Origin of the sequence: Flavobacterium arsenatis (assembly GCF_031456785.1) — a bacterium.
In the GTDB taxonomy this organism is placed as follows: domain Bacteria; phylum Bacteroidota; class Bacteroidia; order Flavobacteriales; family Flavobacteriaceae; genus Flavobacterium; species Flavobacterium arsenatis.
On sequence record NZ_JAVDVI010000017.1, the window covers coordinates 84,313 to 100,565 of the forward strand.

Here is a 16,253-nt window from a genome sequence, read left to right on the forward strand (position 1 = left end):
TGTTGTAAATTAATCACCAGTACATTTTTAACAGATGCAAATGGAAAGGCGTATCAATTTTTCCTAAATTTACCATTCGGGGAAACGATGGCCGAGCAACATCCTGACAGCTACTATAAAACACCATTTAAGTTTAGTGGCAAGGAAATGGATGAGGAAACAGGCCTGCATTATTTTGGGGCTAGGTATTATGATTCTAGGAGTAGTATTTGGTTGAGCGTGGATCCGCTGGCGGAGAAGTATCCAAGTATAGGGCCTTATGTATATGTTGCTAGTAATCCGATTAATGCAATAGATCCTGATGGGAAACAGATTTTCCCTATACACGGTACATGGTCAGATAATTCCACATGGAAAGATTTGAAAGGAATTAGAAATGCAACATCCAAATTGTTTGGAGACAGTAAAGTAAGTATGCCTTTTCAATGGTCTGGAGGAAATTATGATGTCTATAGGAAAATAGCAGCAAATGAATTAATTGACCATATAAGAAGCGAAAGAAAAGGTATGGATAGTTCTGAACCAATTACTTTAGTTGGTCATAGTCATGGAGGTAATGTTGCCATTTTAGCAGCCAATATGTTAAGTAAATTAGATGAATTTAATGATGTTCAGATTAATTTATTAACAATAAATACACCAGCACGAAGTGATTATCAGTTATCCGAAACAGCACGAAAGAGAGTAAACCATGTTAATGTTTATGACCCTAGTGATCCAGTTCAAATTCATGGAGGTAATATGCTGACAACCCCAATTTTTCCAAGCACCATAAAAGGTACGGGAGATTATGGTCCTGCTGCTAGAGAATTTAGTAGTGCCAAACAAAATATTCAAGTAATTAATTCGCAAGGAATTTTTGGTGATTTTCACAATTCGCATAACAGAACTAGAGATTGGATAGACGACATAGAAGATTAAAAAGATGAAACATTATACATTACTAATAATTGGTAGCGTTTTGCTAATATTAAATAGTTGTAAATCTTACGATTATTCCATCAATAGTTTAAAAAAAGATGTAATAAAATTCGATGAATTACCAATTGAGGTGCAAAAATATCTAATTAATCCTTCAGGTTATAGTCTTGATTCTTCTGATTCTTCTAATTTTGGAGTGTATTATTTTATCTGTTTAGATTCAGTCTGTGTTTATGAGGCGGAAACAATCACTACTAAAATAGGACCATGGGTTGATTATATAAAACTTAAGGATAACAAGAATAATATATCTTATAAAATAGATCAAGGCCGACCGACACCTTATATAGTTTTTGATAAAAAACTATACCTCTCTCAAGATTTTAATCCATTATCCAAAGTTAAAACTTCAAAAGATATGTTTTTTTATTGTTATTATTTAAAAAAGTAAGGATGCCTACCCCAGCTGGTCCGAGCAGAAATAAGTTCAACGGCTAGCGCGATGCCTGTGGCTCGTGCCCACAAAGTTGAGCAGGCAAAACAGCCAATAAAAGAAAAACCTTGCAATTTGCAAGGTTTTTTTATGCCAGCTCTGCAAAGCCCCGACCATTTGGGAACAAGTACATTTTTAACAGATGCAAATGGCGTAGCCTACCAATTTTTCCTAAATTTACCATTCGGGGAAACCATGGCCGAGCAATATCCTGACAGCTACTACAAGACACCGTTCAAGTTTAGCGGCAAGGAGATGGATGAGGAAACAGGCCTGCATTATTTTGGAGCTAGGTATTATGATTCTAGGAGCAGTATTTGGTTGAGTGTGGATCCCTTGGCGGAAAGCTTTCCTAACTGGAATCCGTATAATTATACGATGCAGAATCCGATTAATTTGGTGGATCCTACGGGGATGTCACCAGAAGGTACTGAAGGAAACCCGCCTAAAGGAAAAGTGAGAATTGTTTTAAATTTGGGAGGTGGTGGAGACATTGATGACGCTGCACAAACGAGAGTTGATCAAATTAAGAGATTACATCCAGAAGATAAATTGATATTTATAACAGACGCTAATTTAGGTAATCTAAAAAATAATGTTGAATCCAATATAGAGCTAGCACAGAAAGAAGGTTACGGAAAAACCGTTGAATTTAGTGTTTTTTCTCATAGTGGTGCTGATGGGCCTAAGGGTGACTACGATCCTAACAATTCAAAAGATTTATTCCAAGAAACAGGTAGTGCATATGATAAAGGTCAAATGTCACCTAAGCATTGGGGTGATATTAATTTTAATTTTGATAAAAAAAATAGTGTAGCTACTTTTTATGGTTGTGATTCTGCAATTTGGGCTGAGCAATTTATGTCATATTCAACAATGTCCCATACGGCAGGTATACCAGGTAGGGCAGGGGGATTATATAATACTGAAGGCGGAGCAAATAGATCTTGGTTTGGACTTGGTAAAGTCTTTTTAAGATCTGTTGATGAGAATGATAATGTACTCCCATTATATCTGTTTACTAGAGGGAAATATATAAATACACCAGCTGGTCGATTTCTAGAACAAAAAGAAGTCTATGGTCACCCAGTTGCTAAATAACAAAAGATATAAAATATGAAGAAATTTTTAATTCAAATATTTATAATAAGTTTATTTTATTTAATATTCACTATAATTGTTAGTTTGATAGTTGGTCTTCCTCCATTTAATACAGGAATGGTTATTGGATATCCGGCAATTTATTACCAATTTTATTTGAATGAAAATGAGATACAGTTTGGTTTTACCAATGTAGTAAGTGTTTTTTTAAACTTTATAATTGTTATTAGCATCTATGTTTTTTACAATTTGAGTAGAAGTTTTTTTAATAAAAAGGCATCATGATTTCTCAACAAGTATATACCCTGCTGTTCCGAGCAAAAATACTCACAACGGCTAGTGCGATGCCTCTGGCTCGTGCCTACAAAGTTGAGCAGGAAAAACAGAAAACTACAACTTTTCCGTTGTAGTTTTTGTTTTTATATACCACCCCGACCATTTGGGCACCAGCACATTTTTAACAGATGCAAATGGCGTAGCCTACCAAATCGAAGATGCATCGAACACCAAAAAACAATATTAAAGCAGCGAGATAATTTTTCCTAAATTTACCATTCGGGGAGACGATGGCCGAGCAATATCCTGACAGCTACTACAAGACACCGTTCAAGTTTAGCGGCAAGGAGATGGATGAGGAAACAGGTCTGCATTATTTTGGGGCGAGGTATTATGATTCCAGAAGTAGTATTTGGTTGAGTGTGGATCCGTTGGCGGAAAATTTTCCTAACTTTAATCCTTATGCTTATTGTTATCAAAACCCTATAAATATTATTGACCCTACAGGGACGGAAGGGGAAAGTGTTGATAATGAATATTTGGTTTTTACAAAAAATGGACAAATACAAGATGTAAAGTACGTAAGTAATAAGGGAGGTGATAAAACGGATTATGTGACTGTGGTAAATTTAGATGCTCCATCTGTCTACAAAGACTATGAGGGTATTGATTTAAAGTATGAATTCGATGTTGAAATTGAGTACACCGCAGGTCCACCAAATAATTCTGAAACTAGTCAAAGAGCAGAACCAAGTCCAGGAAGTAGATTGTTACATGGAAAATGTACTGAATGTGCTGCATATGAGTTTCTTATTGATAGATTTACAATGGGAGGTTCTAAGGCTAGCAGAACCTTGTATAACCAAGCAAAAAAAGAAGCTTCTAAAAGAGTAAAATCGGCGGGATTACGTACAGAGTGGGAAAATGCAACTGGACAATCATGGCCAAAGGAACCTAAAGTACTGCCTGATGGTAGAGTTAACCCTTATGCGGGAAGAAATCAGACTGTGAGCCACAAAAAGGCATTGACAGATGGGGGTACAAATGATCTTAATAATATAGAACCAATGCCATGGCTATTACATCATGAAATGCATAAGCTGAAAGGAGATTTTAAAAGATGGGCATCCAGAAAGAAAAATTAGAGTAAAGAACTTAAAATGAATTATAAAATGGAACTTAAAGAATTTGAAAAGCAAATAACAAATTTTGATAGCATTAGAAATCTTGATTTGTCGGATAAGGAGGATATTGAGATCCATATACTTTATCAAGAAGCTGAAGCTTACTTATTGTCTCATGCTTGGTGTGACAACGTTTACGAAGCATGGATAGGTGCTCAATGGGATAATATTTTAGCTATTTTTTTATTTAAAATAAAGCCGAATCAAGAACATATAGATCAATATGTTTGGCTGATTGTTGGTGATATTCCTCCAGCATACATTGATATCGAAAGTGCAGTTGATATAAAAGAAGCACTTGAGGGTTATATCTTTATTATGAAAGATTGGGTTCAAGCTGTTTATAAGAATGAATCAATCGAAGATTATTATCCGATAGAAGTCCCTCCAACTTATGAGTATGCAGAAATGCTTGAAAAAAGATTAATGTTCATAGAAGAAAAGATGTTACCTGATCTGTGAAATTTCTTTCAGATGACGCGAGCGTCTCCCCCAGCTGATCCGAGCACAAATAAGTTCAACGGCTAGCGCATTCTATGATAAAAAACAAATAAAATATTAAAAATTAACAGGCAAATTTATATGTATTTACATATGGAGTTTGTCTGTTAATTACCCCCTGCTCCCGCGCGAACAATGTCATTAAGTTAAGCTCAATCTTGTCCTCCCGACGAAGGAGGGAACTCACTAGGAACTAACTCAAAGAAAGACAAGATTGAAAATCTATTGCGATTCCTCGTTCCTCGGAAGGACAAAACGGGGTCTTTATTTTCTTAACTTAATGACATTGCCCGCGCGAATCCCTTCGCGTGGTCACAATGCTTTCTACAATCAGATGTATTTAATTATATTTGAATTAAAAAAATGAGCAGAAATTATAAATTCCATAATCCAGAAGGGCTTTATTTCGTGAGTTTTGCAGTTGTAGGCTGGCTGGATGTTTTTACAAGGAATGAGTACAAAGATTTGGTAGTAGAAAGTTTAGAGTATTGCCAAAATAAGAAAGGGATGGAAGTGCATGCATGGTGTATTATGACCAATCATGTTCATCTAATATTTAGAAGCATAAACGGACAACAGCCTGAACTTTTATTGGGTGATTTGAAAAGGTTTACAAGTAGGAATATCATTAAAGCCATACAAGAAAATCCAAGAGAGAGTAGGAGAGAATTTTTATTGGATTATTTTAAAAAGGAAGCCTTTAAAAGTTCTAATACTACAAACTACCAATTTTGGCGTCATGACAACAAGCCTATTGAATTATGGAGCAATGAGGTGATTCAACAAAAGATTGATTACATACATAATAATCCTGTTGAGGAGGGAATAGTTTTCAGACCAGAAGATTATAAATACAGCAGTGCTTCTGACTATGCAGGGATGAAAGGAGTTTTAGAAGGTGTTTGCGTTTTCCAGAATTTTAAGTTGTAATACGTCCACGCGAAGGGATTCGCGCGGTAGCGGGGGGGAAACGGAAAAATGTTTATAGTTGCAGCCACAGAATATGTTCACCATCCTATGACAGGTGAGGGTAGAGTTACAGTAAATGATGGTGATAAAAAAGGAAATTGGAATATTTATCAAGATGGTAAACTTATTGGTACTCGTCCGTGGAACTGGCAACCAGTTGAAGTCGAAAACGGTAAATATGATAAAAAGCCAGAACAAAGCATTTTGCAAAAAATAAAAAATATATTTATCAATGAATAAAAACATTTTATACATAGTTCTAATTATTGTCATTTTTTTTGGTTTGAATATATATTATTCTAGCAAAGTAAAGAATGAAATGTCTAATTTTAAGCAGTTACAATTTGAGATGATCGAGAAGAATAATTTGAGTACTGCAAATCAGTTTAAAAGAAAAGTTATTGACAAATATGACAAAGCTTATTATGATAGTTTAAGTAAAGTAAAACAAAGCAATTATGAAAATCAGTCATTATTTTTATATCAACTTGTTATATCAAATAAATGGAAAGACCCGTATTTAAGTTATGAAGTTTTTTATAATATTATCCATTTAGATTCAAGTAACAGATATAAAGAAACTCCTAATCTTGACTTTTTAGATCCAGATACAAAAGAATTTGCTTTGAGTTATTTAAAAAAAGCCGCTAATTTAGGTTCAATAGATGCTAAATATGTGTTAGGCAATTATTATTTGGAAGGTAGATATGTTCCTAAAAATGAAGTCTTAGGAAAAAAGCTGTTGAAAGATGCAGAAATATTAGGTAACGTTTCAGATTAGTTTTATTAATGTGAATGGTAGGGTCTTGTCCTGGAATAGGTTTACACTTTTGTGAAAACCTATTCCAGGACAAGACAATTCTACAACTGCTTTCAATAATTCTTTAGCTTCCCCCGACCACCTAGGCACCAGTACATTTTTAACAGATGCAAATGGAAAGGCGTATCAATTTTTCCTAAATTTACCATTCGGAGAGACGATGGCCGAGCAACATCCTGACAGCTACTATAAAACACCATTTAAGTTTAGCGGCAAGGAGATGGATGAGGAAACCGGCTTGCATTATTTTGGTGCTAGGTATTATGATTCTAGGAGTAGTATTTGGTTGAGTGTGGATCCCTTGGCGGAGAAGTTTCCAAGTTGGAATCCGTATAATTATACGATGCAGAATCCAATTAATTTGGTGGATCCAACGGGTATGTCACCTGAAGATAATGGAGGAGAAGGTGATCCTCCTAAAAAAGGGTTGATTCAAAGGATTTCTGATGGTTTGGCAAGTTTTTTTAATATCAATCTTTTTAATGATGCTAATAAATTGGCTGCATCGAAAGGAGAAGACCAGCAAGTAGCTGATAAACTAGATTTTAATTCAAGGTTAATAGAAGGAACTACTAAATCTTTAGAGGAAGGAAAAGACGCTATATCAATGCTTCATCCAAATGGAGATGAAATTGAAGCGCTTACATACATCTTTATGGGAGATTATGATGGACTTTTCTCAAAAGGAAGTGATGATGGGGCATATTACTTAGCAGGATTATTGATTCCTTATGTGAATGGTAAGGAGCTTAAAGCGGTGACTAAAGTAAGTATGAACCAACTTAATAAACTGGTAAAAACAGGAAAAGCTCCCAAATCAATAACAAGGTTTGATTTAGGAAAAGTTAAAGGAGAGATAAATCATGTTCATTTTGATGATGGATCAGCTTTAAATATTGATGGTACATGGAAACATGGTGGCAAAGTGCTAACAAACAAAGAAATTAAATTCTTACAAGAAAATGGATGGACAATACCTGAATAAAAAAGAACAATACAGAAAATTTTTATCAGACTGGATTAATAATGCAATTAGAAGTAAATCATGGGAAAAACACCAAGATTTACATTTAAATGAAATAGATTCTCAATTTAGAGAGAAGGCAAATTGGATTAAAGGGTCATTATTTATTTATGAAATCATCCTTAGCTTAATTAAACCTGATTTGTATAACTGTCTTTTGGTAATTCCCTTATCTTATTCTGATAAAGAAACTGATATTAATCAATTAACATGGGATAAAATTCGGAAATTATTTGATTTAACTCCTCCTTCATTTTATCTTTTTCCTAATGGTGAAGAAAATTATGAAGAGACAATTAAAGAGCTAATTTTTATAGAAAGATTAAGTAATGATTGTTCACATAAAGTTTTTTTTAAACAGGATGAAGAGTTTGAGGAAGAATATAGCAGAAGCATTTATATAATTAATCACCCAGCTGGTCCGAGCAGAAATAAGTTCAGCGGCTAGGCGATGCCTCTGGCTCGTGCCCACAAAGTTGAGCAGGCAAAACAGCCAATAAAAGAAAAACCTTGCAATTTGTAAGGTTTTTTTATGCCAGCTATAAAGTGTTCCTTAAAAACGCAAACAACCTTAAAGCACGGTTGTGCTCTACGAAGTCTCCCGCATTCAAATACAAATCATTCATTATATTTGCAGAACAATAATATGATTTATTAGTAACCTGTATGTTTATTTAGGATGGGTCAAAATCTTTAAATGGTATCCCAAAAGTATAACCATACCGTATCTAAAGCGTACCTAAAGCGTGTCTAAAGCGTAGTTGAGACGAGGTAAAGCCATAGTTACGTCACGGCAAGAATTAACTTTAAATGACAACTGAAGTTTACAATTCCAGCTGCATAACCTTAAAGTAGTTAGCTGTTTTATAAAAAAAGATATGAAAAAAGAGGCTGTCTAAAAAGTCTTGGTTTTGTCATTCCGAATTTATTTCGGAATCTAAAAATAGTGGAAATCAATTATTTTTAGAAGCTGAAACGAGTTCAGCTTGACAATATTGGACTTTTAGGACAGCCTCTTACAAGTAGTATTTTGGAAGGGTTTATCCGTTTATGGCTTCCACTTTTATGTTTTCATCGTTAAGCATGTCCTTCAACATGTTCTCGATACCACTTTTTAGTGTGAATGTTGATGATGGACAACCGTTGCAGGCTCCTTGAAGCACTACTTTTACACGTTTATCAGTTGGATCATAGGAATCAAAAAGGATGTTTCCACCATCGGCCGCTACGGCAGGTTTTACATATTCTTCCAAGATGTTGATGATTTGCTGAGAGGTTGTGTCAAGATTGTCGAAGTTTTCAATTTTCTGTTTCTCTACTTTCGGATTATGGACAATTTGACTTTCGTCGATTACAGTTCCGCCATTTTCGATGAATTCCTTGATGAAGGTTCTCAACTCAAGCGTGATTTCCGACCAATCGGCCACGGCATATTTGGTTACCGAAACATAATTTTCATCAATAAAAACTTCTTTCACGAACGGAAATTTGAACAGTTCTTTTGCCAAAGGTGAAGCTTCGGTTTCGTCAATATTCTTGAATTCCATTGCCGTTTTGGTTAGCATTCGACTTACAACAAATTTCAAAACCGATGGATTTGGAGTGGTTTCTCCGTAAACAGTAGCCGGTTGTTTTTTGGTTGAGGTTTCACTTTGCGTAAGAATTGCACCGCCTTTGTTTACGAAATCATTTATTTGTTCTGCAACAGCTTCTTTCACATCGTCCCATTCAACAATATTGTATCTTTCGATGGCAATAAAGTTTCCTGAAATCATAACTGTTTTCACAAACGGCAGGTAAAACAATTGTTGGGCAAGGGGAGAGGTGGAAGCCTGATCGATATTCTTGAATTCGAAGCTTTCGTTTCGGACGATAAAGTCTGGAAATTCGAACTTTAGGATAGCAGAATTTTGCGTTTCCTTTATTATAACATTTACCATTTATTTTGTATTTTTTGCAAATTTAACAAACAAATTTTCTACTAATAAGTATATTTGAATTTTAATACTTTAATTAACACTTCGTTAATTATTTGATAATGTATTTTTGATTATTCCTACTAATTTCTATTTATATGAAAAGACTTTTACTTTTATTGGTGTTTATGCTGGCCACTGTTGCGGGTTTTGCCCAAGCAGATGTGGTTGTGACGAATACTAACAATCAAAATTTATATGTGGCAGGAACTTCTGTCGTATATACTGTTACGGTAAAGAACAATGGTCCTGAAGTTGCTACGGGAGTTCAAGTTACTTACACTAATCTTAACGCAATTGGAGGTGGAGGGGCTTCTTCTTCTTGGTCTGGGAATGGTTCTTCGGGGACGAATCCTACTTTTGACAATGCTATTTTTGTAAATACTATTCCAACGTTAGCAGTTGGTGAAACAGTTGTGTATACCGTTACTGTAAATCTTCCTGCATGGGTAGTTGGTGCATTACAAACCGTAGCCAATGTGACGACAACTTCAACAGATCCGAATACAACTAATAATCAGGCATCAGACTCGGATTTGCAAGCCACGACTGGAGCTGATGTCGTAGTGACCAATACGGATAATGAAGTTTATTATTTCACTGGATCAAGTTCTCTTTATGTGATTACGGTTAAGAATAATGGCCCTCAAGTGGCTCAAAATATTCATTTTATGAATGCAAAGCCTTCTGGTGTTGAAATTGCTACTTGGTATTCGTCACGTAATAATGGTGCTGGTACTATTACTACTGGGGCTAGCGGTTCTGGCAATATCAGTAATGAGGTGGCGGAATTAGCTGTAGGGGCTAGTATTACGTATTATTTTACTGTAAATGTGCCAAATGTTTATGTTGGAACTTTAGCGAGTATAGCTAATGTGACCACCACTTCTAATGATCCGATTCCCGAAAACAATACTAATATTACAGACTTTAATGTCAAAGCAGTTAATGCCGATGTAAAAATTTCCATAACGAATAACCAAACAATTTATACCCCTGGCGGAAATACATCTTATACGGTCGTGGTTAAGAATGATGGTCCTTTGGCAGCAGCTAATGTAAATGTTGCAAGTGTTTTTCCTGCCGGAATTACCCCTACCAATTGGTCTGGGACTAATGCTAGTACTGGGACTGGAGAATTAGTCAACGTAATTGCAAGCTTACCATCTGGGTCATCGGTTACATATACCGTAAATGTTCAGATACCTGGAACTTTTACTGGTGATTTGGCCGCTCAAGTTAGTGCAACATCAACAACTGCAGATCCTAATTTGACCAATAATACGGCTACTGATACAGATGCTCAAATTTCGGGTGCCAATATAGTGGTAACCAACACCAATGGTCAAACTACTTATGCAGTAGGGACAACTACGGAGTATACGATTACGGTAACCAACCAAGGACCTCAGGTTGCTACCAATGTAAACGTTTTCAATGCAATGCCAAATGGTGTTACAGCAGCTACTTGGTCGGGAAATAACAGCTCTGCTGGAACAGGAAATTTGCAAGATGTTATTCCAACATTGGCAGTGGGTGCTTCTGTAATCTATACTTTTAATGTAGATATTCCAAGTAATTATCTTGGAAATTTAAAAAGCGAAACGGTAATTAGTGGGCCTACATTCGATCCATTTCCAACTTGTACCAACTGTATTGATATTGATACTCCTAGTGTCACTACCAATGCAAATGTTGCAGTTACGATTACGGATGGTCAAAGTTCCTATGTAGCGAACCAAACCTTGACCTATACGGCAACAGTTGTAAACAATGGCCCGAGTGTTGCTAATGATGTGCACGTTGTGGTTCCGGTTCCTACAGGGATAACCAACTTTACATGGACAGGAACAAATGGATCAAGCGGCACAAATGTTGGCTTGAACAATACTATTCCAACCCTGGCAAACGGTCAATCAGTTACTTATACAATTGTGATTCTGGTTCCTCCAGGTTTTACCGGTAACTTGGTCAATCAGATTTCAGCTACTAGTGCTACAAATGACCCAGTTCTAGCCAATAATTCAGCTATTGACATGGATACACCAGCTCTTACAGGGGCAGATATTAAAGTTGTCAATACGAATAATACAAATTATTTTGTTCCCGGAGCCAATAGTACTTATATAGTTACGGTTACTAACCAGGGGCCACAAACCGCTTATTTGGTAACTCCAAACGTTACTTTTTCTCCAGGTGTTACTCTGGTTAGCTGGAGCGGTAGTAATGGGTCAACTGGAACCACTTTGCCAGTTACAAATACAATCCCAGAGATGAGTGTTGGACAGGTAGTGACCTACACGATAATAGTTAATATCCCTGCTGGCCAAACGGCCAATGTGGTGAGTACCGCTACGGCAACACTTCAAACACCTTCAGATCCGAATTTCCCAAATCCAAGCGTTGATACGGATGTGTTGGTTCAATCTGATATTGCTGTAACCAACACAACTGTTTCGGATGGCTACACTTTAGGTCAGGATATCGTCTATACGGTTACTGTAACTAATAACGGTCCTAATCCAGCAACCAATGTTGTGGTTGAAAATTTGATTCCTGCTGGAATTACCGATTTCTCATGGACAGGTCCAAATAGCTCTTCTGGAACGAATGTGCCAGTAAATAACACCATACCAACTTTGGCAAGTGGTGCTTCGGAAACCTACACTATTACCATTGAGGTTCCTGCAACTTTCACAGGTAATTTAGTTACTACAGCAAATACAACTGTTAGTGCTGGAGATACTGTTCCGGCCAACAACCAAGCTACCGTTACAACACCATGGGGACAATATGATATTTCAGTAACCAATACCAACGGACAAACTGTTTATACTCCAGGAGCAATATCAAATTATACGGTAACAGTTACTAATAATGGTCCAAATCCAGCAACAAATGTTGTAGTGCAAAATTTGATTCCTGCCGGAATAACTTCTTTTTCTTGGACAGGACCCAATGCTTCTTTCGGAAATGATGTGGCTTTAAACCATACGATACCAACTTTGGCAATCGGTGAATCGGTTGTTTATAATATTACATTAACAGTTCCTGCTGGATTTACAGGTGATTTGGTGAGCGAAGCCTCTGCTGCTATTGCCGGAGATCTAAATCTGTCAAATAATACAGCGATTGACAAGGATGTAGAAGCAATTATTTCGGATGTAGCTATTGCCATAACAGATAATAAAACCGAATATTCTCCAGGTATATCAGCAACCTATACTGTTACGGTAACCAACATTGGTACTGTTGATGCCTCGAATATTCCAGTAAGCAGCATAGTTCCTGCCGATGTGACAAATTACACATGGTCAGGAAATGGAGCAACTGGAACAGGAGCACTTAACAATACAATTTTGTCATTGGCTGGTGGTGCATTTGTCACGTATACAATCTCCTTTTATGTACCAGCAACATTCACAGGAAACTTAGTGAATGAAGTTTCAATAGTGAATCCAGATACTGATGCATCCAATAACACAAGTATCGATACCAATGTTCCTTCTGCTGGTGCCAATTTGGTTGTAGTGAATACTGACTCACAACCTAGCTATGTTCCCGGACAATCCAGAACCTATACCATACAAATTACAAATTATGGTCCTCAGGTGGCTCAAAACGTTGTGGTGCAAAACCCAGTTCCTGCAGGAATCAATGCTTCAACGGTTAGCTGGTCAGGAAATGCAACAAGTGGAACCGGTGCTTTGCAAAATACTATTCCTACTCTAGCAGTAGGGCAAACAGTAACCTATACTTTTGTTGTTCCTGTTCCGAGTAACTTTCCTCAAAACGTAAATTTGGTCTCAGAAGTAACTGTGACCAGCGACACTATAGACCCTAATCCAGGATGTACACAGTGTGTGGATGTTGACACACCAACACCTTTTGCAGATTTGGCGGTAACTAAAAGTGACAATAGAGATACGTTTTTATTAAGTAATAATAATACAACACCGCCTGAAGTAGAATATGTTACTTATCTTATTACTGTAGTGAACAATGGTCCAAGTGATGCGATGAATGTGGTGGTGCAAGATCCTATGCCAAATGGAATCAATAATGTGGCATCAGTAGTTTGGGATGCCAGTAACGGAACCAATGGGACGGGAAGTATAAATCAAACCATACCTACACTTACAGCAGGACAGATCATCACCTATACGGTATCTATAAGAATGCCTACTTCATTTAATTCATTTACTGGAAATTTAGTGAATGTTGTAAATGTTTCATCTTCAACGCCGGACAATGTTTCGAATAACAATTCGGCTACAGATATAGATTTTCCTTCTACAAATCATATTACTATCGAAGCAGGTAAGCACAATGCAGCATTACCTGTCTTTAATGTAAAACAATTGATAAGGGATATACTAATTAATGAACCATGCGTTAATATTTCTAATTTCACATCTTCAGCAAATTCTGCTCAATATGGTTATTTTCACCGGGGCAATACCAATTTTCCGATAAAGGAAGGGATTATTTTAACTTCTGGAAACATTAATACTTTAGATAGTAAATATACTACAGGTTCTAGTAAACAATGGGGGAATTATACGCCAGATCCGGATTTGCAAATGGTAATGACTGCTGGTGGTCAAACCAATCAAAACAGAGATGCTTCTTTCGTAAAATTTGATTTCGTGCCAATGGGAAGTGAATTCAGTTTTAATTTCCTTTTTTCATCTCAAGAATATGGTCAATGGCAGTGTTCAGGCTTTTATGATAGTTTTGCCTTTATTCTTACAAATCTAGAAGACGATACTTGGGAGAATCTAGCTGTTGTACCTGTAACAGGAGATATGATATCGGTAACTAAAATAAGAAAAGGGATCTATAACAATAATTGTGGGGATTTGAATCCAACTTATTTTGACAAGTATAATGCTGGAGATGGGGCAGGAGGTAGTAATCAGTCAAATGTTGAAGCCTCTCATATAAATATTAAAGGACAGACTATAAGAATGAAAGCGGCAACAACCGTTATCGCAGGCAAGCCATATAGTATAAAACTTGTTGTTGCCGATGCTTCAGATGACCAACTTGATACAGCGGTTTTTATAGAGGCTGGAAGTTTTAATATTGGTGGGCCAAAAATTACAGGAACTGATTTGTATGCAGATGATGAAGATTTTTCAGGGTCAAACGCCATATGCGAAGGTACAACAAGAATTATCAGGGCAGCAACAGAAGCAAATTCAGATATAAACTATGTTTGGTATAGAGATGACGTTATTATTCCTGGAGCGAATCAGCATTTTATAGAAGTAAGCGAGCCAGGTGTCTACAAGGTGGTATTTAATTATATCACGATGAATTGTTCACAAAGTGATTTTATTGTAGTGGAATTTGCTCCTTCACCATTTGATGTAGACGAAGCTGAGGATTTGTATATTTGTGATGCAACTCCATTATTTGATCTTACGCAGAACAAAGCCATTGTTTTGGCAGATTTTGTTCAAGAAGATTTTACAGCTCAATATTATCATTCGAAAGAAGATGCAGAATTGGGTATAAATAGGATTGGATCGGAAACACCACCTGTGAGTCTAACGCAGTATCCTGGTGTGGATGGGGAGACCATCTATATTAAAGTGATAAATGATTTTTCTGGAGGATATTGTGATCCTATCAAACCGTTTCAATTGTTCCTTACATCATCACCATCAGGAGGTTTTTCTTATCCTGACGATGGTGGAGACCCTGGATTCTGTATAGGATCTAGCACATCCTTGTTGCCAATTGCTCCAGGATTGACACCAGGTGGAGTTTATACTTCTACACCTCCAGGTCTAACCATTGTTGATCCTGCAACAGGAGAAATAAATGTAAGTACAAGTTTGGAAGGAACGTACACAGTGATTTATACATTTACAGGTATGGGATGTCCAGAGTATACTTCGCCTCCAGTACAAGTTATCATAAGTCCGTGTATTGCTACCATTGCAGCCAATTCAGGACCTGTATGCGAAGGAACAGCAACGTTTAATTTAACAGCTACCGATGCAGGTGCTGGGGCTACCTATGAGTGGAAAGATTATAACGGAAATGTAATTTCAAACGTTCAGAATCCAACAGGAATTCCTGTTCCTGCAACAGATGGAACATATCCCTACAGTGTTGTGGCAACAGTTGGAACTTCAGTTTCAGCACCAAGTATAACAACATTAATAGTTCATCCAACTCCAGAGGCAGATTTTGTTACTCCTGCATCCAATTCTATTTGCACAGGCGGTCAAGCAACAATTGAAGTTACTGGGACTCCAAATAGTACTGTTAATGTAGCTGTTGTTGATGCAACATCTAATTATAGTGCTGCGGTAGTGTTGAATAGCACAGGAATTGGTATTTTTGGTATTTCGGGAGTAACGGAAGATACAACTTTCTCCTTGGTTAATATTGTTACTAATACTACCCCAGCTTGTGAATTTATATTTTCTCCAAGTCCATCGGTAGTGTTTACCGTAGGACTTCCAACTGCCACAATGGTTGGTTTTGATGATCCAGTAATTTGTTTAGGTACAACAGGAAGTTTTAAAATACAAGGAACACCGGGAGCCACAGTAACCTACACTATCGATACTGCAAATCCTACGGATGTATTATTGCCTCCAAGTGGAGAGTTTGATGTTGTAACAGCAATTCAGAATGTTGCTGGTACTTATACTTATGAGTTAACCAATATTGAAACTACCGGAACTGCAGGTTGCTCCAACGCAATTTCAGGTCAGACGGCAATCCTTACGGTAAATGCCTTGCCAACGGCAAGCTTTAGCACGACAACACCAACAGTGTGCCAGAACACGCCTGCCACGATCAATTTTACCGGACCTCAGGGTGCAACTGTTACCTATACCGACCAGACGGGAACAAATTATTCCGTTCCATTGGATGCTTCAGGAAGCTATGTCCTGACAACAGACAACCTTCCAGATCCGCAACAGAGCTATACCTTCACCTTGGTATCTGTGGAGGAGACATC

General features: G+C 36.9%; 12 protein-coding genes and 1 pseudogene. 12 read left to right on the top strand and 1 reads right to left on the bottom strand.

Features of this window, described 5'->3' with window-relative positions:
- The first annotated feature begins 12 nt into the window (after positions 1–12).
- From J2X31_RS16070 to J2X31_RS16120, 11 genes and pseudogenes are all read left to right on the top strand, one after another.
- Positions 13–921 carry an RHS repeat-associated core domain-containing protein gene (locus J2X31_RS16070; protein ID WP_310028139.1) on the top strand — a complete coding sequence of 303 codons (909 nt, stop codon included), beginning with the start codon at positions 13–15 and terminating at the stop codon, positions 919–921.
- 4 nt (positions 922–925) lie between these two features.
- Entirely contained in the window at positions 926–1,372 is a 447-nt protein-coding gene (locus J2X31_RS16075; protein WP_310028115.1) for a hypothetical protein, read from the top strand.
- Between the two features lie 51 nt (positions 1,373–1,423).
- Complete coding sequence (locus tag J2X31_RS16080) at positions 1,424–2,515, top strand: RHS repeat domain-containing protein (protein ID WP_310028116.1); 1,092 nt, start codon at positions 1,424–1,426, stop codon at positions 2,513–2,515.
- 281 nt (positions 2,516–2,796) lie between these two features.
- Complete coding sequence (locus J2X31_RS16085; RefSeq protein WP_310028118.1) at positions 2,797–2,925, top strand: hypothetical protein; 129 nt, start codon at positions 2,797–2,799, stop codon at positions 2,923–2,925.
- A gap of 153 nt (positions 2,926–3,078) precedes the next feature.
- Positions 3,079–3,936 (top strand): annotated as a pseudogene (locus J2X31_RS16090) (RHS repeat-associated core domain-containing protein); the annotation flags it as partial.
- 27 nt (positions 3,937–3,963) lie between these two features.
- Positions 3,964–4,437 (top strand): hypothetical protein, encoded by a 474-nt coding sequence (locus tag J2X31_RS16095; protein ID WP_310028120.1) that lies wholly within the window; start codon positions 3,964–3,966, stop codon positions 4,435–4,437.
- Positions 4,438–4,839: 402 nt separating this feature from the next.
- A complete protein-coding gene (locus tag J2X31_RS16100; RefSeq protein ID WP_310028121.1) occupies positions 4,840–5,406 on the top strand; it encodes an REP-associated tyrosine transposase in 567 nt (188 codons plus the stop codon).
- A 48-nt stretch (positions 5,407–5,454) separates the two neighbouring features.
- Positions 5,455–5,685, top strand: coding sequence for a hypothetical protein (locus tag J2X31_RS16105; protein WP_310028123.1), 231 nt, complete (start codon positions 5,455–5,457; stop codon positions 5,683–5,685).
- A complete protein-coding gene (locus J2X31_RS16110; RefSeq protein WP_310028126.1) occupies positions 5,678–6,226 on the top strand; it encodes a hypothetical protein in 549 nt (182 codons plus the stop codon). The genes J2X31_RS16105 and J2X31_RS16110 overlap by 8 nt, the downstream gene beginning before the upstream one ends.
- Before the next feature lie 61 nt (positions 6,227–6,287).
- Complete coding sequence (locus J2X31_RS16115; RefSeq protein ID WP_310028141.1) at positions 6,288–7,250, top strand: RHS repeat domain-containing protein; 963 nt, start codon at positions 6,288–6,290, stop codon at positions 7,248–7,250.
- On the top strand, positions 7,228–7,737 hold the full coding sequence (locus tag J2X31_RS16120; protein ID WP_310028129.1) for a hypothetical protein: 510 nt from the start codon (positions 7,228–7,230) through the stop codon (positions 7,735–7,737). Before J2X31_RS16115 ends, J2X31_RS16120 begins: the two co-directional genes overlap by 23 nt.
- Before the next feature lie 592 nt (positions 7,738–8,329).
- On the opposite strand, the gene J2X31_RS16125 is transcribed toward J2X31_RS16120, so the two are convergent.
- Positions 8,330–9,229, bottom strand: coding sequence for a NifU family protein (locus J2X31_RS16125; protein WP_310028131.1), 900 nt, complete (start codon positions 9,227–9,229; stop codon positions 8,330–8,332).
- Positions 9,230–9,363: 134 nt separating this feature from the next.
- Here J2X31_RS16125 and J2X31_RS16130 point away from each other — a divergent pair.
- A partial coding sequence (locus J2X31_RS16130) for a choice-of-anchor L domain-containing protein (RefSeq protein ID WP_310028133.1) occupies positions 9,364–16,253 on the top strand: 6,890 nt, incomplete at its 3' end.